Source organism: Ramlibacter sp. (assembly GCF_035627355.1).
In the GTDB taxonomy this organism is placed as follows: domain Bacteria; phylum Pseudomonadota; class Gammaproteobacteria; order Burkholderiales; family Burkholderiaceae_C; genus Ramlibacter.
In genome coordinates this window covers 1-17,169 of the sequence record NZ_DASPLW010000071.1, presented here as the reverse complement: position 1 = coordinate 17,169, position 17,169 = coordinate 1, and the positions used below count along the sequence as shown (strand labels likewise).

Annotated in this window: 22 protein-coding genes and 1 tRNA gene; 20 read left to right on the top strand and 3 right to left on the bottom strand. The window is 68.4% G+C overall.

The window, feature by feature from the left end; translation table 11 throughout:
* Window positions 1-11: 11 nt before the first annotated feature.
* The 10 genes from hisH (at window position 12) to tatC (ending at window position 5,356) form a co-directional block, all read left to right on the top strand.
* Window positions 12-656 (top strand): imidazole glycerol phosphate synthase subunit HisH, encoded by a 645-nt coding sequence (gene hisH / locus VEC03_RS17545; RefSeq protein WP_324918134.1) that lies wholly within the window; start codon window positions 12-14, stop codon window positions 654-656.
* Window positions 657-710: 54 nt separating this feature from the next.
* Entirely contained in the window at window positions 711-1,451 is a 741-nt protein-coding gene (gene hisA / locus VEC03_RS17540) for a 1-(5-phosphoribosyl)-5-[(5-phosphoribosylamino)methylideneamino]imidazole-4-carboxamide isomerase (RefSeq protein ID WP_324918131.1), read from the top strand.
* Window positions 1,452-1,459: 8 nt separating this feature from the next.
* Window positions 1,460-2,239, top strand: a complete 780-nt coding sequence (gene hisF, locus VEC03_RS17535) for an imidazole glycerol phosphate synthase subunit HisF (protein WP_324918181.1) — start codon at window positions 1,460-1,462, stop codon at window positions 2,237-2,239.
* A gap of 32 nt (window positions 2,240-2,271) precedes the next feature.
* On the top strand, window positions 2,272-2,661 hold the full coding sequence (hisI, locus tag VEC03_RS17530; protein ID WP_324918129.1) for a phosphoribosyl-AMP cyclohydrolase: 390 nt from the start codon (window positions 2,272-2,274) through the stop codon (window positions 2,659-2,661).
* Window positions 2,662-2,665: 4 nt separating this feature from the next.
* Window positions 2,666-3,034 carry a phosphoribosyl-ATP diphosphatase gene (locus tag VEC03_RS17525; protein ID WP_324918126.1) on the top strand — a complete coding sequence of 123 codons (369 nt, stop codon included), beginning with the start codon at window positions 2,666-2,668 and terminating at the stop codon, window positions 3,032-3,034.
* Window positions 3,031-3,387 (top strand): hypothetical protein, encoded by a 357-nt coding sequence (locus VEC03_RS17520; protein ID WP_324918123.1) that lies wholly within the window; start codon window positions 3,031-3,033, stop codon window positions 3,385-3,387. The genes VEC03_RS17525 and VEC03_RS17520 overlap by 4 nt, the downstream gene beginning before the upstream one ends.
* A gap of 5 nt (window positions 3,388-3,392) precedes the next feature.
* Complete coding sequence (locus tag VEC03_RS17515) at window positions 3,393-3,755, top strand: histidine triad nucleotide-binding protein (protein ID WP_324918120.1); 363 nt, start codon at window positions 3,393-3,395, stop codon at window positions 3,753-3,755.
* A gap of 80 nt (window positions 3,756-3,835) precedes the next feature.
* Window positions 3,836-4,078 (top strand): Sec-independent protein translocase subunit TatA, encoded by a 243-nt coding sequence (tatA, locus tag VEC03_RS17510; protein ID WP_324918117.1) that lies wholly within the window; start codon window positions 3,836-3,838, stop codon window positions 4,076-4,078.
* A gap of 22 nt (window positions 4,079-4,100) precedes the next feature.
* A complete protein-coding gene (tatB, locus tag VEC03_RS17505; protein WP_324918114.1) occupies window positions 4,101-4,562 on the top strand; it encodes a Sec-independent protein translocase protein TatB in 462 nt (153 codons plus the stop codon).
* Window positions 4,562-5,356 carry a twin-arginine translocase subunit TatC gene (gene tatC / locus VEC03_RS17500; RefSeq protein WP_324918111.1) on the top strand — a complete coding sequence of 265 codons (795 nt, stop codon included), beginning with the start codon at window positions 4,562-4,564 and terminating at the stop codon, window positions 5,354-5,356. The genes tatB and tatC overlap by 1 nt, the downstream gene beginning before the upstream one ends.
* 30 nt (window positions 5,357-5,386) lie before the next feature.
* On the opposite strand, the gene VEC03_RS17495 is transcribed toward tatC, so the two are convergent.
* Window positions 5,387-6,532, bottom strand: a complete 1,146-nt coding sequence (locus VEC03_RS17495) for a S1C family serine protease (protein ID WP_324918178.1) — start codon at window positions 6,530-6,532, stop codon at window positions 5,387-5,389.
* A 118-nt stretch (window positions 6,533-6,650) separates the two neighbouring features.
* Between VEC03_RS17495 and VEC03_RS17490 the strand changes: the two genes are divergently transcribed.
* Together VEC03_RS17490 and pdxA are read left to right on the top strand one after the other, a co-directional pair.
* Window positions 6,651-7,409 (top strand): Nif3-like dinuclear metal center hexameric protein, encoded by a 759-nt coding sequence (locus VEC03_RS17490; RefSeq protein WP_324918108.1) that lies wholly within the window; start codon window positions 6,651-6,653, stop codon window positions 7,407-7,409.
* Entirely contained in the window at window positions 7,406-8,449 is a 1,044-nt protein-coding gene (gene pdxA / locus VEC03_RS17485) for a 4-hydroxythreonine-4-phosphate dehydrogenase PdxA (RefSeq protein WP_324918105.1), read from the top strand. The genes VEC03_RS17490 and pdxA overlap by 4 nt, the downstream gene beginning before the upstream one ends.
* A 3-nt stretch (window positions 8,450-8,452) precedes the next feature.
* On the opposite strand, the gene mscL is transcribed toward pdxA, so the two are convergent.
* On the bottom strand, window positions 8,453-8,887 hold the full coding sequence (gene mscL / locus VEC03_RS17480) for a large conductance mechanosensitive channel protein MscL (RefSeq protein WP_324918102.1): 435 nt from the start codon (window positions 8,885-8,887) through the stop codon (window positions 8,453-8,455).
* A gap of 143 nt (window positions 8,888-9,030) precedes the next feature.
* Here mscL and petA point away from each other — a divergent pair, with 143 nt between their 5' ends.
* From petA to VEC03_RS17450, 6 genes are all read left to right on the top strand, one after another.
* On the top strand, window positions 9,031-9,627 hold the full coding sequence (gene petA / locus VEC03_RS17475) for a ubiquinol-cytochrome c reductase iron-sulfur subunit (RefSeq protein ID WP_324918100.1): 597 nt from the start codon (window positions 9,031-9,033) through the stop codon (window positions 9,625-9,627).
* 13 nt (window positions 9,628-9,640) lie between these two features.
* A complete protein-coding gene (locus VEC03_RS17470; protein WP_324918097.1) occupies window positions 9,641-11,053 on the top strand; it encodes a cytochrome bc complex cytochrome b subunit in 1,413 nt (470 codons plus the stop codon).
* A gap of 15 nt (window positions 11,054-11,068) precedes the next feature.
* Window positions 11,069-11,833 (top strand): cytochrome c1, encoded by a 765-nt coding sequence (locus VEC03_RS17465; protein WP_324918094.1) that lies wholly within the window; start codon window positions 11,069-11,071, stop codon window positions 11,831-11,833.
* Between the two features lie 100 nt (window positions 11,834-11,933).
* On the top strand, window positions 11,934-12,545 hold the full coding sequence (locus VEC03_RS17460; RefSeq protein ID WP_324918091.1) for a glutathione S-transferase N-terminal domain-containing protein: 612 nt from the start codon (window positions 11,934-11,936) through the stop codon (window positions 12,543-12,545).
* Window positions 12,546-12,561: 16 nt separating this feature from the next.
* Window positions 12,562-13,068 (top strand): ClpXP protease specificity-enhancing factor, encoded by a 507-nt coding sequence (locus tag VEC03_RS17455; protein ID WP_324918090.1) that lies wholly within the window; start codon window positions 12,562-12,564, stop codon window positions 13,066-13,068.
* Window positions 13,069-13,196: 128 nt separating this feature from the next.
* Window positions 13,197-13,271: transfer RNA gene (locus VEC03_RS17450), tRNA-Thr, on the top strand.
* Window positions 13,272-13,313: 42 nt separating this feature from the next.
* On the opposite strand, the gene VEC03_RS17445 is transcribed toward VEC03_RS17450, so the two are convergent.
* Window positions 13,314-13,622: a hypothetical protein gene (locus VEC03_RS17445; RefSeq protein WP_324918087.1), complete on the bottom strand. Its 309-nt coding sequence runs from the start codon at window positions 13,620-13,622 to the stop codon at window positions 13,314-13,316.
* 25 nt (window positions 13,623-13,647) lie between these two features.
* Here VEC03_RS17445 and VEC03_RS17440 point away from each other — a divergent pair, with 25 nt between their 5' ends.
* Both VEC03_RS17440 and secA read left to right on the top strand, forming a co-directional pair.
* Entirely contained in the window at window positions 13,648-14,613 is a 966-nt protein-coding gene (locus VEC03_RS17440) for a M23 family metallopeptidase (protein WP_324918084.1), read from the top strand.
* Between the two features lie 123 nt (window positions 14,614-14,736).
* A partial coding sequence (gene secA, locus VEC03_RS17435) for a preprotein translocase subunit SecA (protein WP_324918082.1) occupies window positions 14,737-17,169 on the top strand: 2,433 nt, incomplete at its 3' end.

Genomic DNA, 17,169 nt, shown 5'->3' with positions numbered 1-17,169 from the left:
TTTCGAGCAACATGAAATCGGTAGCGGTCGTCGACTACGGCATGGGCAACCTGCGCTCGGTCTCGCAGGCGGTGCTCCACGCCGCCCAGGGTTCGGGCTTCCAGGTGGTGATCACGTCGCGCCCCGACGAGGTCCGCGCGGCCGAGCGCGTTGTGCTGCCCGGCCAGGGCGCGATGCCGGACTGCATGCGCGAGCTGCGCGAGTCCGGGCTGCAGCCCGCGGTGCTGGAGGCGGCGGCGTCCAAGCCGCTGTTCGGCGTCTGCGTGGGCATGCAGATGCTGCTCGATCGCAGCGAGGAGGGCCCCAGCCAGGGCCTGGGCCTGATTCCCGGCGAGGTGCGCCGGTTCCGGCTGGAAGGCCGGCTGCAGGCCGATGGCAGCCGCTTCAAGGTCCCGCAGATGGGGTGGAACCAGGTCTGGCAGGCGCAGCCCCACCCCGTCTGGGACGGCGTGGCCGACGGCGCCTGGTTCTATTTCGTCCACAGCTTCTATGCCTGCCCGTCGGATGCGCGCCACAGCGCCGGCGAAACCGACTACGGCGGCCGCTTTACCGCCGCGCTGGCCCGCGATAATATTTTTGCGACCCAGTTCCACCCCGAGAAAAGCGCCGACGCCGGCCTGGCCCTCTACCGCAATTTCCTGCGCTGGAATCCCTGACGCCCCACGGGCGCGGCGCGCAGCCCCCGTTTTCCCACGCCGACACTATCCCCGATGCTTCTCATCCCCGCGATCGACCTGAAGGACGGGCATTGCGTGCGCCTCAAGCAAGGCGACATGGACCAGGCCACCACCTTCAGCGAGGAACCCGCCGAGATGGCGCGCCACTGGCTTGCCAGGGGCGCCCGCCGGCTGCACCTGGTGGACCTGAACGGCGCCTTCGCCGGCAAGCCGCAGAACTTCGCCGCCATCCGATCCATCCTCAAGGCCGTGGGGGACGACATCCCGGTGCAGCTGGGCGGCGGCATCCGTGACCTGGACACGATCGAGAAGTACATCGACGGCGGCCTGCGCTACGTGATCATCGGCACCGCCGCCGTCAAGAACCCCGGCTTCCTGAAGGACGCCTGCAGCGCCTTCGGCGGCCACATCATCGTGGGCCTGGACGCCCGCGACGGCAAGGTCGCCACCGACGGCTGGAGCAAGCTCACCGGCCACGAGGTGATCGACCTGGCCCGCAAGTTCCAGGACTGGGGCGTCGAATCCATCGTCTACACCGACATCGGCCGCGACGGCATGCTCACCGGCATCAACGTCGAGGCCACGGTCAAGCTGGCCCAGGCGCTGACCATCCCGGTCATCGCCTCGGGCGGGCTGTCCGGCATGGCCGACATCGAGAAGCTGTGCGCCGTCGAGGACGAGGGCATCGAGGGCGTGATCTGCGGCCGCGCGATCTACTCCGGCGACCTCGATTTCGTCCAGGCCCAGGCCAAGGCCGACGAACTGGCGAGTTGACCCGGGCCGTGCTCGCCAAGCGCATCATCCCCTGCCTCGACGTCACCGGTGGGCGGGTCGTCAAGGGCGTCAACTTCGTCGAACTGCGCGACGCCGGCGATCCGGTGGAGATCGCCGCCCGCTACAACGAGCAGGGTGCCGACGAACTCACCTTCCTGGACATCACGGCCACCAGCGACGGCCGCGACCTGATCCTGCCCATCATCGAGGCCGTGGCCTCGCAGGTGTTCATCCCGCTCACCGTGGGCGGCGGCGTGCGCACCGTGGAAGACGTGCGCCGGCTGCTCAATGCAGGCGCCGACAAGACCAGCTTCAATTCGGCCGCGATCGCCAACCCGGACGTGATCACCGCCGCCTCGGGCAAGTACGGCTCGCAATGCATCGTGGTGGCCATCGACGCCAAGCGCCGCAGCGGCGAGGACGAGGCCGCCCGCGGCGCGGGCTGGGACGTCTACAGCCACGGCGGCCGGCGCAACACCGGCCTGGATGCGGTGCAATGGGCCGTGGAGATGGCGCGCCGCGGTGCCGGCGAGATCCTGCTGACCAGCATGGACCGCGACGGCACCAAGTCGGGTTTCGACCTCGAACTGACGCGCGCGGTCAGCGACGCGGTGCCGGTGCCGGTGATCGCCTCCGGCGGGGTCGGCAACCTCGACCACCTGGCCGACGGCATCCAGAAGGGCGGTGCCGACGCGGTGCTGGCCGCCAGCATCTTCCACTACGGGGAATACACCGTGGCCCAGGCCAAGGCCCACATGGCGGGCCGCGGCATTCCGGTGCGCGGCTGAAGGCGGGCGGCCGGATGGCCGACAATGCGGCCATGGATTGGCTCGACCAGGTCAAGTGGGACAGTGCCGGCCTCGTGCCGGTGATTGCGCAGGAGCAGGGCTCCGGCGACGTGCTGATGTTCGCCTGGATGAACCGGGAGGCGCTGCGCAAGACCGCCGAGCTCGGCCGCGCCGTCTACTTCAGCCGCTCGCGCAACCGGCTCTGGTTCAAGGGCGAGGAGTCCGGCCACGTGCAGCAGGTGCACGAGATCCGCATGGACTGCGACAACGACGTGCTGCTGCTCAAGGTCACCCAGCTGGGGCACGATCCCTCGATCGCCTGCCACACCGGGCGACACAGCTGTTTCTTCCAGCGACAGGAGGGCGGTCGCTGGGTTTCCGTCGAGCCGGTCTTGAAGAACCCGTCCGACATCTACACCTGATCCCATGAGCGCCAACGACTCCCTGGCCCGCCTGGCCGCCGTCATCGAGAGCCGCAAGCCCGCGAACGGTGGCGACCCCGAGCGCAGCTACGTCGCCAGACTGCTGCACAAGGGGCCGGACGCCTTCCTCAAGAAGGTCGGCGAGGAGGCCACCGAGGTGGTCATGGCAGCCAAGGACTGCGACCATGGCGGCGAGCCGGCCCGGCTGGTCGGCGAGGTGGCCGACCTGTGGTTCCACAGCATGATCGCGCTGGCCCACTACGGGCTCTCCCCGGCCGACGTCATCGCCGAGCTGGAGCGGCGCGAAGGCACCAGCGGCATCGAGGAAAAGGCTTTGCGCAAGGCGCGCGCACGCGAAGGAGCAGGGCAATGAGCGAGACCGACTTCACGGCGTTCGAACACAAGGAGCCGGGCGACCGGACGGTGATGCACGTGCTGTACGGCATGCACACCTTCGCCCCGTTCACCTATTGGACGCTGGCGGTGGTCGCCATGGTCGTCAACTACATCCGTCGTGCCGACGAGCTCGATGCCGTCTATGCGGCCCACCACAACTACATGATCGCCACCTTCTGGTGGAGCCTGCTGTGGCTGGTGGTGACGGCGCCGCTGTACCTGCTGCTGTTCCTGCCCGGCTTCATCGCCCACTGCCTGGTGGGGCTTTGGTACCTCTATCGCTGCATCCGCGGCTGGCTGCGCTTCACCGACGGCCGTCCGCCCCGCTGAACACCATGAGCCAAGCCGACCCGAACTGCCTTTTCTGCAAGATCGTCGAGGGAACCATCCCCTCGCGAAAGGTCTATGAGGACGAGGAGATCCTGGTCTTCCACGACATCCACCCGTGGGCGCCGGTCCACTTCCTGATGATCCCCAAGCGGCACGTCACCTCGCTGGCCCACGTGGGGGACGAGCACGCGCCGCTGCTGGGCCGGATGCTGGCGCTGGCCCCCCGGCTGGCCCTGCAGGAAGGCTGCCGTCCCTACCCGGAGGGCGGCCACCGGGTGGTGATCAACACCGGGGCCGAGGGCGGCCAGGAAGTGCACCACCTGCACGTGCACGTCATGGGCGGGCCGCGGCCCTGGCTCAAGGGCTGAACGCCGGCCACACAAGCCCCGCGTCGTGGGTTCCCACGGGGCCCCCGACTAAAATCAGGCCATTCATACAGGAGTAATCCATGGGTTCCATTTCCATCTGGCACTGGCTGATCGTGCTGCTGATCGTGGTGCTGGTCTTCGGCACCAAGAAGCTGAAGAACATGGGGTCCGACCTCGGCGGCGCCGTCAAGGGCTTCAAGGACGGCATGCGCGACGGCTCGGCCCCGGACGAGCCGGCCCCGCCGGCCAGCCAGGTCGCCAACAAGCCCTCGGGCGGCGCCGACAAGACGACCATCGACGTCGAGGCTCGCAACAAGTCGTGAGCCAGGGCAGGGGCGCCAAGGGGTGATCGACCTCGGCCTTTCCAAGATGGCGCTGATCGGGGTGGTGGCGTTGATCGTCATCGGCCCCGAGAAGCTGCCGCGCGTGGCCCGCACGGTCGGCACGCTGCTGGGCAAGGCCCAGCGCTACGTCAATGACGTCAAGGCGGAGGTCAACCGCTCCATGGAGCTGGATGAACTGCGCAAGATGAAGGACAGCGTGGAGACCGCCGCGCGCGATGTCGAGCAATCGGTGCGCAGCGGCGCCGCCGAGTTCGAGCAGGAGTGGTCGGCCGCGGTGGGTGAAGCCTCCTCGGCCCTGGCCGAGCCGACGCCCGCCTACCCGGAATACCGGCATCCGCGCAAGAAGTGGCGCCTCAAGCAGGGTGCCACGCCCCACTGGTACAAGGCCCGCAACGGCATCCGCACCCGGGCCTTGTCAGGGGCCGCCCGCGTGGCGCGCTACCGGCCGAAGAAGTTCGACTGATGTCCCAACCCGACAAGGAAGACGAGCTCGCAGGTACCGAGCAGCCGTTCGTCGCCCACCTCGTGGAGCTGCGCGACCGGCTGCTCTATTGCGTCTACGGCATCGCGCTGGCGGTGATCGCCCTGGCCATCTGGCCGGGACCGAACGGGCTGATCGACTTCATCGCGCAGCCGATCCGGGCCCACATGCCGCCGGACGCCAAGCTGATCGCGGTGGGCGTGTTCTCGCCCTTCTTCGTGCCGCTGAAGGTGCTGCTGATGGTGGCCGTGCTGGTGGTGCTGCCCTGGCTGATGTACCAGGCCTGGTCGTTCATCGCGCCCGGCCTGTACAGCCACGAGCGGCGCTTCGCGCTGCCGCTGATCCTGTTCGGCAGCGTGCTGGCCTATGCCGGCATCGCCTTCGTGCAGTTCTTCGTGCTGGACCGGATGTTCGGCTTCATCCAGGGATTCACGCCCGACAGCGTGGCGGCGACCCCGGACATCGCGTCCTACGTGGAGGCCATCCTGTCGCTGTACCTCGCCTTCGGCCTGGCCTTCCAGGTGCCTATCGTGGTGATGCTGCTGGTGCGCTTCGACATGGTGCCGGTCGAGAAGCTGAAGGAGTTCCGCGGCTACTTCATCGTGATCGCCTTCGTCATCGCGGCGGTGGTGACGCCGCCGGACGTGATCTCGCAACTGGCGCTGGCGATCCCGATGGTCATCCTGTACGAGATCGGCATCATCGCCTCGCGCTGGTTCGTCAAGGCCACCCACGCGCCCGAGGACGGCTCCGACGAGGCCGAAAAGGCCTCGTAGCGATCCACCCGGCGCTGCTGCGCCGTTGTTTCAACGGGCCGCCGGACGCGGGCGAGGGCGCTCGCCGGGGGTGACGGTCAGCTCCAGCTTCTCGTCGCGGCGCTGCACCTTGAAGAGGGCCCGCGCGCCGGGCTTGAGTGCCGCCACGCTGGTCAGCAGTTCCGACACGTTGCCGATCGGCTTGTCGTTGACGTCGACGATGACGTCGCCCGGCCGCAGCCCGGCCTGCGCCGCCGGGCCGCTCTGCAGCACGCCCGTGACCAGCACGCCGTGCCGCGCCTTGACGCCGAAGGTCTCCATCAGGTCGGGCGACAGGTCGGCCGGCTCCACGCCGATCCAGCCGCGCCGCACCACGCCTTCCCGGACGATGCCCTCGAGCACCTGCTTGGCGGTGGACACGGGGATCGCGAAACCGATGCCCATGCTGCCGCCCGAGCGCGAGTAGATCGCCGTGTTGATGCCCATGAGCTGGCCGTTCACGTCGACCAGCGCGCCCCCCGAATTGCCGGGGTTGATGGCCGCATCGGTCTGGATGAAGTTCTCGAAGGTGTTGATGCCCAGCTGGTTGCGGCCCAGTGCGCTGACGATGCCGCTGGTGACCGTCTGGCCGACGCCGAACGGGTTGCCGATGGCCAGCACCTGGTCGCCCACCTGCAGCGCATCGGAATTGCCGAGCGTGATGACCGGCAGCCGGTCCAGTTCGATCCGGAGCACGGCCAGGTCGGTCTCGGGGTCGGTGCCGATCACCTTGGCGCGGGCCGAGCGCGAGTCGTTGAGGGTGACCTCGATCTCGTCGGCGCCATCGACCACGTGGTTGTTGGTCAGGAGATAGCCCTCGGGGCTGATGATCACGCCGCTGCCCAGGCCGACCTGCGGCTGGTTGCCCTGGTCGCCGAAGAAGAAGCGGAACCAGGGATCGTTGAACTGCGGGTGCTGGGGCGGCGCCTTGCTGGCCGTGATGCTGACCACCGCGGCGGACGCGCGCTGCGCGGCCTGGCGGAAGCTGCCGGCGGGTGGCGGGGCGTTGGCAGGCGTGGGGGCCTCCACCAGGGCCACGCCGGAGTAGGTGGTGAGGGACGGCCTGCTCAGCCACTCCGGCTTGAGCGTGGCGACCACGAACCAGGCGGCGAGCAGGACGGTGACGGCTTGGGCGAAAAGGAGCCAGTAGCGGCGCATGAAGGCGGAAGCGAGGGTGGGTCCGCCAGTGTAGATCGCGCCGAACCTCGTGCGCATCCGTGGCCGCGGGGCAGGCTTGCTGTTCCACGATCACAATCGAAGCTTTGGCCGCCACACCATGACCACGCGACAGGACCTTGCCGACGCCTTCGACGCCCTGCTCGAGCCGGGACGCTTCAAGGACTACGGGCCCAACGGGCTGCAGGTGGAAGGACGCGCCGGGATCCGGCGCATCGTCTCCGGCGTCACGGCCAGCCGTGCCCTGATCGAGGCGGCCATCGCCGCCCAGGCCGACGCGCTGTTCGTCCACCATGGCCTGTTCTGGCGCGGCCAGGACGGCCGCGTGACGGGCTGGATGAAGCAGCGGCTGGCCCTGCTGCTGCAGCACGACCTGAATCTGTTCGCCTACCACCTGCCGCTGGACGCCCACCCCGAGCTGGGCAACAACGCGCAGCTCGGCCGGGTACTGGGGCTGCAGGCGCAGGCGCGCTTCGGCGACCAGGACCTGGGCTTCCTCGGCCAGCCTGCGGGCGGCGGCGCCTTCGCCGGGCCCGGCGCGCTCGCGGCGCACGTGGAGCACGCCCTCGGGCGGCCGGTGACGCTGGTCGAAGGCCAGGACGGACCGATCACGCGCATCGCCTGGTGCACGGGTGGCGCGCAGGGCTGGTTCGAGGCGGCGATCGCGGCCGGCGCGCAGGCCTTCCTCACCGGCGAGATCTCCGAGCCGCAGGCGCACTATGCGCGCGAGTGCGGAGTGAGCTTCCTGGCCTGCGGTCACCACGCCACCGAGCGGTACGGCGCACCCGCCGTGGCGGCCCACGTGGCGGCGCAGCTCGGGCTGGAGCATCGCTTCATCGACATCGACAACCCGGCATGAGCACTGCACGGCCGCTGGCTATCACCCAGGGCGATCCGGCCGGGATCGGCGGCGAGATCATCGCCCGGCTGTTCCGCGATGCGCCGGCCGACCTGGCCGGCTGCTTCGTGGCCGGCGACCTGCTGCACCTGCGCCGCGCCAGCGCGGCGGCGGCTGCGGCGGCGGCGGGGCAGGTCCCCTTGCCGGTGGCGGTGATCGGCACGCCGGCCGAGGCCCTCGAGGTGCCTCCCCAGTGCATCCCGTTGTTGCCGACCAGCCAGGCGAATGCGCTGGTGCCCTGGGGTCGGGTCGATGCGTCAGCCGGGCGCATCGCGGCCGAGGCCGTGTCGTGGGCGGCCGATGCTGCCCTGCGCGGCGAGATCGCCGGCCTGGTCACGGCCCCGCTGCACAAGGAGGCGCTGGCCCAGGCCGGCGTGCCCTATCCGGGTCACACCGAGCTGCTGCAGGCCCGCGCCGCCGCCTTCGCCGGCTGCCCGCTGGAGCAGATGCCGGCGCGCATGATGCTGGCCAGCGAGGAACTGCGCACCGTGCTGGTGAGCATCCACGTTTCGCTGCGCGATGCGATCGAGGCGGTGACGCGCGAGGGTGTGCTGCAGTCGCTGCGCATCACCCATGCGTCCCTGTTCCGGCTGCTCGGGAGCGCGCCGCGCATCGCGGTCGCCGGACTCAACCCGCACGCCGGCGAGGGCGGGCTGTTCGGCCGCGAGGAGATCGAGGCGATCGAGCCGGCGATCCAGGCGGCGCGCGCCGAGGGCATCGATGCCTCCGGCCCGTGGCCGCCGGACACGGTGTTCATGCGGGCCCGCTCCTCGGCGGAGCGGCCGGGCGAGTTCGACGTGGTGTTGGCCATGTACCACGACCAGGGGCTGATTCCGGTCAAGTACCTGGGGGTCGACAAGGGCGTGAACGTGACGCTGGGGCTGCCGCTGGTGCGCACCAGTCCCGACCACGGGACCGCCTTCGACATCGCCGGCACCGGCCGGGCCGACCCGGCCAGCCTGCTGGCCGCCGTGCGGATGGCGAGGCGGCTGGCCGCCTGAGGCTTAGTGCTGGCGCAGGCTGTCGCGGATCTCGCGCAGCAGGACGATGTCCTCGGGCGGCGCCGAGGGCGCGGCGGCCGCCGGCTCGGCCTGGGCGCGCTTGAGGCGGTTGATCTGCTTGACCATCAGGAAGATGATGAACGCCAGGATCGCGAAGTTCACCACCACGGTGACGAAGCTGCCCCAGGCGAACACCGGCACGCCGGCCTTGTTCAGGTCCGCCAGCGTGCGCGGCACCCCCTCGGGAATGCTGCCCAGCACGACGAACAGGTTCGAGAAGTCCAGGTTGCCGCCGATGACGGAGATCACCGGCATGATGATGTCCTTCACCAGCGAATCGACGATCTTGGTGAACGCGGCGCCGATGATCACGCCCACGGCCAGATCGATCACGCTGCCCTTCACGGCGAATTCGCGGAACTCCTTCAGCATCCCCATTCCTGGCTCCTCCGGTTGAAAAGACGGCGCGAGTATCGCTGAACGCCGCGTGTGCGCCGGTGCTGGCCGCAGCGGGAATCGCGTCGATACGCTCCGCTACAATCACTGGTTGACCTTCCAAGCGATCTCCCCCCGAGGACCCCATGAGTGACACCCCACTGGACACCAGCAAGCGGACGTGGCTGATCGCGTCCGGCTGCGCTGGCGCGGCAGGCGCTGCTTTCACTGCCGTTCCCTTCGTGGCCAGCTTCCAGCCTTCCGAGCGCGCCAAGGCCGCCGGCGCCCCGGTGGAAGTCGACATCGGCGCGCTCAAGCCGGGTGAGAAGATCACGGTGGAGTGGCGCGGCAAGCCGGTGTGGATCCTCAAGCGCACGCCGGAGATGCTCGCCTCGCTGGAGAAGACGGAACCCGAAGTGGCGGATCCCGAGTCCAAGCGCACCGCCTACCCGACCCCCGAATACGCGCGCAACCAGTACCGCTCGATCAAGCCCGAGGTGTTCGTCGCCGTCGGCATCTGCTCGCACCTGGGTTGCTCGCCCACCGACAGGCTGCAGCCCGGCCCGCAGCCCTCGCTGCCCGACGACTGGACCGGCGGCTTCCTGTGCCCCTGCCACGGCTCGACCTTCGACCTGGCCGGGCGGGTCTTCAAGAACAAGCCCGCTCCCGACAACCTGGAAGTGCCTCCGTACATGTACCTGTCGGACACCCGCCTGCTGATCGGCGAAGACAAGAAGGCCTGAGCGGGGCATCACCATGGCTGAATTCAAGGAAATCTCCCCCAACGCCAGCATGGGCGCCAAGCTCACGAACTGGTTCGAGAACCGCTTCCCGACCGCCTTCTCGGAGTACGAGAAGCACATGTCGGCGTACTACGCGCCGAAGAACTTCAACGCCTGGTACTTCTTCGGCTCGCTGTCGCTGCTGGTGCTGGTGATCCAGATCGTCACCGGCATCTTCCTGGTGATGCACTACAAGCCGGATGCGAACCTGGCCTTCGCCTCGGTCGAGTACATCATGCGCGACGTGCCCTGGGGCTGGCTGGTGCGCTACATGCACTCCACCGGCGCCTCGGCGTTCTTCATCGTCGTCTACCTGCACATGTTCCGCGGGCTGATGTACGGCAGCTACCGCAAGCCGCGCGAGCTGGTCTGGCTGTTCGGCTGCGCCATCTTCCTGGTGCTGATGGCCGAAGCCTTCATGGGCTACCTGCTGCCCTGGGGCCAGATGTCCTACTGGGGCGCCCAGGTGATCGTGAACCTGTTCTCCGCGATCCCCTTCATCGGCCCGGACCTCGCCCTGCTGATCCGCGGCGACTACGTGGTGAGCGACGCCACCCTGAACCGCTTCTTCAGCTTCCACGTGATCGCCGTGCCGCTGGTGCTGCTCGGCCTGGTGGTGGCGCACCTGCTGGCGCTGCACGACGTGGGCTCCAACAACCCCGACGGCATCGAGATCAAGGGTCCCAACGCCCCGATGGACGCCAACGGCAAGCCGCTCGACGGCATCCCGTTCCACCCCTACTACACGGTGCACGACATCGTGGGCGTGTCGGTGTTCCTGATGCTGTTCAGCGCGATCATCTTCTTCGCGCCCGAGTTCGGCGGCTACTTCCTGGAATACAACAACTTCATCCCGGCCGACCCGCTGAAGACGCCGCCGCACATCGCCCCGGTGTGGTACTTCACGCCGTTCTATTCGATGCTGCGTGCCATCACCAGCGAGATGATGTACGTGCTGGTCCTGTGCGTGGTGGCCGCCGCGGCCTTCGCCTTCATGAAGTCGCGCATGACCATGGGCGGCAAGCTCGCCACGGCGATCGTCGCGGCCGTGGCCATCGCGCTGATGCTGATGATCGACGCCAAGTTCTGGGGCGTGGTCGTGATGGGCGGCTCGGTGATGATCCTGTTCTTCCTGCCCTGGTTGGACAAGAGCCCGGTCAAGTCGATCCGCTACCGGCCCGACTCGCACAAGTGGGTCTATGCCGCCTTCGTGGTCGTCTTCCTGGTGCTCGGCTACCTGGGCGTGCAACCCGTGACGCCGCTGTTCACGCGGGTGGCGCAACTCGGCACCCTGCTGTACTTCGGCTTCTTCCTGCTGATGCCGTGGTGGAGCCGGCTGGGCGAGTTCAAGCCGGTGCCCGACCGGATCACCTTCGCCGCGCACTGACCGGGACGACCCAAGATGAAAAAGCTCCTCCTCTCCCTGGCGCTGTCCGTGGCGGCGCTGCTCCCGGTCGTGCCGGCCCAGGCGGCCACCGAAGGCATCGCTTGGGACAAGGCGCCCGACGTGACCAACGACCTGCCGGCCCTGCAGACCGGCGCCAAGCTGTTCGTCAACTACTGCCTGGGCTGCCACTCCGCCGCGTACATGCGCTACAACCGCCTGCGCGACATCGGCCTGACCGAGCAGCAGATCAAGGACAACCTGCTGTTCACCACCGACAAGGTGGGCGACACCATGAAGGCCGCCATCGACGCGAAGCAGGCCAAGGACTGGTTCGGCGCCAACCCGCCCGACCTGACGCTGGTGGCCCGCTCGCGCGCCGGCCATGGCGGCACCGGCGCCGACTACCTGTACACCTTCCTGCGCACCTTCTACCGCGACCCGAACCAGGCCACCGGCTGGAACAACCTGGCGTTCCCGAACGTGGGCATGCCGCATGCCCTGTGGCAGCTGCAGGGCGAGCGCGAGCCGGTGTTCGAGAAGGTCAGCGAGCACGGCCACGACGTGCAGGTGTTCAAGGGCTGGAAGCAGGTCTCGCCCGGCACCATGAGCCCCACGGAATACGACGCGGCAGTGGCCAGCCTGGTCGGCTACCTGCAGTGGATGGCGGAGCCGGCCCAGAAGACGCGCGTGCGCGTGGGCGTCTGGGTGCTGCTGTTCCTGCTGGGCTTCACGGTGATCGCCTGGCGACTGAACGCGGCCTTCTGGAAAGACGTTAAATAACGGACGACAACGCAGCCGGCATCCGCCGGCAGGCGTCGTCAAAAGGACACGGTCGGCTGCGCGCCGACCGTGTTTTCACTTTTGTTAGGAGCCATTCACCATGATGGTGCTGTACTCGGGAACCACCTGCCCCTTCTCCCACCGCTGCCGGTTCGTGCTGTTCGAAAAGGGCATGGACTTCGAGATCCGCGACGTCGACCTGTACAACAAGCCGGAAGACATCAACGTCATGAACCCGTACGGCCAGGTCCCCATCCTGGTCGAGCGCGATCTCATCCTGTACGAGTCGAACATCATCAACGAGTACATCGACGAGCGATTCCCGCACCCGCAGCTGATGCCCGGCGACCCGGTCGACCGTGCGCGCGTGCGCCTGTTCCTGCTCAATTTCGAGAAGGAGCTGTTCACCCACGTCAGCACGCTCGAGGCGCGCAGCAACAAGGGCAACGAGAAGGCGCTGGAGAAGGCCCGCTCGCACATCCGCGACCGCCTGACCCAGCTCGCGCCGGTGTTCCTGAAGAACAAGTACATGCTCGGCGAGAACTTCTCGATGCTGGACGTCGCCATCGCGCCGCTGCTGTGGCGCATGGACTACTATGGGATCGAGTTGTCCAAGAATGCGGCCCCGCTGCTCAAGTACGCCGAGCGCATCTTCTCGCGCCCCGCATACATTGAAGCCCTGACGCCTTCCGAGAAGGTGATGCGCAAGTAAGGCGACCGCAGCAACGATGAATGCCCTGGAGTCCACCTCGACGCGCCCGTACCTGATCCGGGCGCTGTACGACTGGTGCACCGACAACGGCCTCACGCCGTACGTCGCCGTGCAGGTGGACGAGACCGTCCAGGTGCCGCGCGAGTACGTCAAGAACGGCGAGATCGTGCTCAACATCAGCTTCGACGCGACTAGTTCGCTCAAGCTCGGCAACGAGTTCATCGAGTTCAAGGCCCGCTTCGCCGGCACGGCGCGCGAGATCATGGTGCCGGTCAACCGGGTGATCGCCATCTACGCGCGCGAGAACGGGCAGGGCATGGCGTTCCCGGTGCCGGTGACCGGTGCGCCTGCCCCCAAGCCCTCGCCGCTGACCAGCGTGCAGGCCGCCGGCACCTCGCCCGAGCAGGAAGGCAAGGTGGTGCAGCTGGTGAACCCCGACAGCGCGGGCGAGCCCACCGATCCCCAGGGCGAGCCGCCCAAGCCCCCCTCCGGCCCCCGCCCCGCCCTCAAGCGAATCAAGTGACTTGCTGCGCCGGCCGCGCCGCAAGTCATCCCCCGCAGCCGGGGATCCAGACCTCAGGCCTTCAGCACCGTCACGGCAGGTCATCCCCCACGAAGGCGGCGGACCTCGGCCCTAAAATTCCCCCCGAAGCCGATTTAGCTCAGTGGTAGAGCAACCGCCTTGTAAGCGGTAGGTCGTCCGTTCAATCCGGACAATCGGCACCAGATCCTCCTCGAGCGGCGACGACTGGCACATCCGGTTACGGATCAGCTCGCGCGCGTTTGGACCTTGATCCGGATTGCGGTAACCTGCCAGCCCCTGTGGCACAGATGAGCTTGCAGGGCAGGCAGCAACTGCCTGAGCTTGGCGGCCGCGGCGTTGCCCTCCACCAGCAGGCACCAGGCCGGCCCGTCGATCGGGCCCGGCTTGACCCGGGGGCGCAGCGCGGCAGGAATCAGCGATTCGACCGCCCGGAGCCGCTCGCCGGACTCGCGCGCCAGCTCCGCCAGCCTCGCCAGCGTGGGCGAGTCGTCGGCGGCCTGTTGCACGGTGACGGGATGCAGGCGACGGTTCACGGGTGGCGGTGAGGAGGGGACGCGAGTGCATTTCATTATCACGGACGCCTGGCTGGCCAGGAGCCGCGCCATCCACCTGAGCGGCCCGCGGCTCCTGCTGGCGCTGGCGGGCCTGTCGCTGCTGCTGATGCTGTCGGCGGCGCTCATGTACCACTGGGTGTTCCTCAAGGGCGCGCGCGAGGGCTGGCCCGTGGTCGGCACGCTGGTGCGGCTGATCGTCAAGGACGAATTCGAGCAGCGCGACCGCTACCTGCGCGAGAACCTCGACGCTATGGCGCGCCGGCTGGGCGAGATGCAGGCCAAGCTGGTGCAGCTGGAAGCGCTGGGGGAGCGGGTGTCCGGGCTGGCCGGGCTGAACCCGGCCGACGTCAAGGCCGTGCCTGGCCGCGGCGGGGCGCTGGTGTCGGGCCGGCCGCTCACGATGGAGGAGCTGGACAGCACGCTGGCCGAACTGGACGCGCTGGCCGACCACGGCTCGGACCTGCTCACGGTGGTCGAGTCGCGGCTGTTCGACCAGAAGGTGCGCCGCATGATGATCCCGACCCAGCACCCGGTCGAGGGCCCGCTGGGCTCTGCCTTCGGCTGGCGCATCGACCCCTTCACCGGGCGCTCGGCACTGCACACCGGCCTGGACTTCGAAGCCCATGCCGGCACGCCCATCCTCGCCGCCTCGGGCGGAGTGGTGGTCACCCAGGAACTGCATCCGGCCTACGGCAACATGGTCGAGATCGACCACGGCAACGGCCTGGTGACCCGCTACGCCCACGCCTCGCGCGCCCTGGTGCGCAAGGGGGACCTGGTCAAGCGCGGCCAGAAGGTCGCCGAGGTGGGCAGCACCGGCCGCTCGACCGGGCCGCACCTGCACTTCGAGGTGCTGGTGCAGGGCGTCGCCCAGGATCCGATGAAGTTCCTCAAGGCCGGGGCCGAGGTCGCGGCAGCGCCAGTACTGGCTGCTGGCGGCCAGCGAGGCCCCAAGGCGGCCCGGCAGTAAAATCAGCCCCTTTGCCGACCGGGCGGTGCTTGCATCGCCGCGCGGCAACCCCACCTGCTGCAGCACAAGAAGGATTGCGCTGCCCTGCCAGGCCTTCCAGCGGCGGCAGGGCAGCATCGCGTCATGGCCACCAAGAATTTCCTCACCCAGATCTTCGGCTCCCGCAACGACCGTTTGCTCAAGCAGTACCGGCGCACCGTGGCCCAGATCAATGCGCTGGAGCCGCAGCTCGAGCAACTGAGCGACGAGCAGCTGCGCGCCAAGACCCAGGAGTTCCGTGACCGCCTGGCCAAGGGCGAGACCCTGGATGCGCTGTTGCCCGAGGCGTTCGCCGTGGTGCGCGAAGGCTCCAAGCGCGTGATGAAGATGCGCCACTTCGACGTGCAGCTGGTCGGCGGCATAGCGCTGCACCAGGGCAAGATCGCCGAGATGCGCACCGGCGAGGGCAAGACCCTCACCGCCACGCTGCCGGTCTACCTGAACGCGCTCACCGGCAAGGGCGTGCACGTGGTGACGGTGAACGACTACCTCGCCAACCGCGACGCGCAGTGGATGGGGCGCCTGTACAACTTCCTCGGGCTGACCGTGGGCGTCAACCTGCCGCAGATGCCGCGCGAGGAGAAGCAGGCCGCCTACGGCGCCGACATCACCTACGGCACCAACAACGAGTACGGCTTCGACTACCTGCGCGACAACATGGTGTACGAGCCGGGCGACCGGGTGCAGCGCCCGCTGAACTACGCCATCGTCGACGAGGTGGACTCGATCCTGATCGACGAAGCCCGCACGCCGCTGATCATCAGCGGCCAGGCCGAGGACCACACCGAGCTCTACCTGGCGATGAACCAGGTCGTCCCGCTGCTGCAGAAGCAGGAGGGCGAGGCCGACCCGCGCACCGGCGAGGGCGTCATCAAGCCGGGCGACTTCACGGTGGACGAGAAGACGCACCAGGTCTACCTCACCGAGATCGGCTACGAGAACGCCGAGCGCATCCTGGCCGAGCGGGGGCTGATCCCGGCCGGCGCCTCGCTGTACGACCCCGCCAACATCTCGCTGGTGCACCACCTCTATGCGGCGCTGCGGGCGCAGCACCTGTACCACCGCGACCAGCACTACGTGGTGCAGCGCGGCGAGGACGGCCGGCCCGAGGTGGTCATCGTCGACGAGTTCACCGGCCGCCTGATGTCGGGCCGCCGCTGGAGCGACGGCCTGCACCAGGCCGTGGAAGCCAAGGAGGGCGTGCCGATCCAGGCCGAGAACCAGACCCTGGCGTCCATCACCTTCCAGAACTACTTCCGCCTCTACACCAAGCTGGCCGGCATGACCGGCACCGCCGACACCGAGGCCTACGAGTTCCAGGAGATCTACGGCCTGGAGACGGTGGTGATCCCGCCCAACAAGCCGAGCCGCCGCGACGACCAGCTCGACCGCGTCTACAAGACCACGCGCGAGAAGTACGCCGCCGCCATCCAGGACATCCGCGAATGCCACGAGCGCGGCCAGCCGGTGCTGGTGGGCACCAGCTCGATCGAGAACTCGGAGATCATCGACCAGCTGCTCGAGAAGGAAGGCCTGCCGCGGCAGGTGCTCAACGCCAAGCAGCACGCCCGCGAGGCCGATATCGTGGCCCAGGCCGGGCGGCCGAAGATGATCACCATCGCCACCAACATGGCCGGCCGCGGCACCGACATCGTGCTGGGCGGCAACGTGGAGAAGGCGATCGAGGCGGTCGAGGCCGACGAGAGCCTGGATGCGGAGGCCAAGCAGCAGAAGATCGCGGCCCTGCGCGCGTCCTGGGAGAAGGACCACGAACTGGTGGTCCAGCTGGGCGGGCTGCGCATCATCGCGACCGAGCGCCACGAGTCGCGCCGCATCGACAACCAGCTGCGCGGCCGGTCCGGCCGCCAGGGCGACCCGGGCTCCTCGCGCTTCTACCTGAGCCTGGACGACCCGCTGATGCGCATCTTCGCCGGCGACCGGGTCAAGGCGATCATGGACCGCCTGAAGATGCCCGACGGCGAAGCCATCGAGGCCGGCATCGTCACGCGCAGCATCGAGAGCGCGCAGCGCAAGGTCGAGGGCCGCAACTTCGACATCCGCAAGCAGCTGCTGGAGTACGACGACGTCGCCAACGACCAGCGCAAGGTGATCTACCAGCAGCGCAACGAGATCATGGACTCGGCCGACCTGGGCGAGCAGATCGCGGCGCTGCGCGAAGGCTGCTTCACCGACCTGGTGCGGCAGTACGTGCCGGCCGAGTCGGTCGAGGAGCAGTGGGACCTCGACGGCCTCGAGAAGAGCCTGGCCAGCGAGTGGGGCATCGACATCCCGCTCAAGCAGGAGATCGAGGCCTCGGAGGCGGTGGCCGACGAGGACATCGTCGAGAAGGTGGTCAAGGCCGCGAACGACGCCTTCGACGCCAAGGTCGCGCTGATCGGCCAGGAGAACTTCACGCAGTTCGAGCGCATGGTGCTCTTGCAGAGCATCGACACCCACTGGCGCGAGCACCTGGCGTCGCTCGACTACCTGCGCCAGGGCATCCACCTGCGCGGCTAT

Bases quoted from the DNA above. Each gene is read 5' to 3' on its own strand.
- VEC03_RS17490 (WP_324918108.1), top strand. From the start codon at position 6,651: ATGACCACGCGACAGGACCTTGCCGACGCCTTCGACGCCCTGCTCGAG.
- hisH (WP_324918134.1), top strand. From the start codon at position 12: ATGAAATCGGTAGCGGTCGTCGACTACGGCATGGGCAACCTGCGCTCG.
- hisI (WP_324918129.1), top strand. From the start codon at position 2,272: ATGGATTGGCTCGACCAGGTCAAGTGGGACAGTGCCGGCCTCGTGCCG.
- VEC03_RS17470 (WP_324918097.1), top strand. From the start codon at position 9,641: ATGGCTGAATTCAAGGAAATCTCCCCCAACGCCAGCATGGGCGCCAAG.
- tatA (WP_324918117.1), top strand. From the start codon at position 3,836: ATGGGTTCCATTTCCATCTGGCACTGGCTGATCGTGCTGCTGATCGTG.
- VEC03_RS17455 (WP_324918090.1), top strand. From the start codon at position 12,562: ATGAATGCCCTGGAGTCCACCTCGACGCGCCCGTACCTGATCCGGGCG.
- hisA (WP_324918131.1), top strand. From the start codon at position 711: ATGCTTCTCATCCCCGCGATCGACCTGAAGGACGGGCATTGCGTGCGC.
- VEC03_RS17495 (WP_324918178.1), bottom strand. From the start codon at position 6,532: ATGCGCCGCTACTGGCTCCTTTTCGCCCAAGCCGTCACCGTCCTGCTC.
- VEC03_RS17520 (WP_324918123.1), top strand. From the start codon at position 3,031: ATGAGCGAGACCGACTTCACGGCGTTCGAACACAAGGAGCCGGGCGAC.
- tatC (WP_324918111.1), top strand. From the start codon at position 4,562: ATGTCCCAACCCGACAAGGAAGACGAGCTCGCAGGTACCGAGCAGCCG.
- petA (WP_324918100.1), top strand. From the start codon at position 9,031: ATGAGTGACACCCCACTGGACACCAGCAAGCGGACGTGGCTGATCGCG.
- VEC03_RS17525 (WP_324918126.1), top strand. From the start codon at position 2,666: ATGAGCGCCAACGACTCCCTGGCCCGCCTGGCCGCCGTCATCGAGAGC.
- VEC03_RS17465 (WP_324918094.1), top strand. From the start codon at position 11,069: ATGAAAAAGCTCCTCCTCTCCCTGGCGCTGTCCGTGGCGGCGCTGCTC.
- mscL (WP_324918102.1), bottom strand. From the start codon at position 8,887: ATGGGGATGCTGAAGGAGTTCCGCGAATTCGCCGTGAAGGGCAGCGTG.
- VEC03_RS17515 (WP_324918120.1), top strand. From the start codon at position 3,393: ATGAGCCAAGCCGACCCGAACTGCCTTTTCTGCAAGATCGTCGAGGGA.
- VEC03_RS17460 (WP_324918091.1), top strand. From the start codon at position 11,934: ATGATGGTGCTGTACTCGGGAACCACCTGCCCCTTCTCCCACCGCTGC.
- pdxA (WP_324918105.1), top strand. From the start codon at position 7,406: ATGAGCACTGCACGGCCGCTGGCTATCACCCAGGGCGATCCGGCCGGG.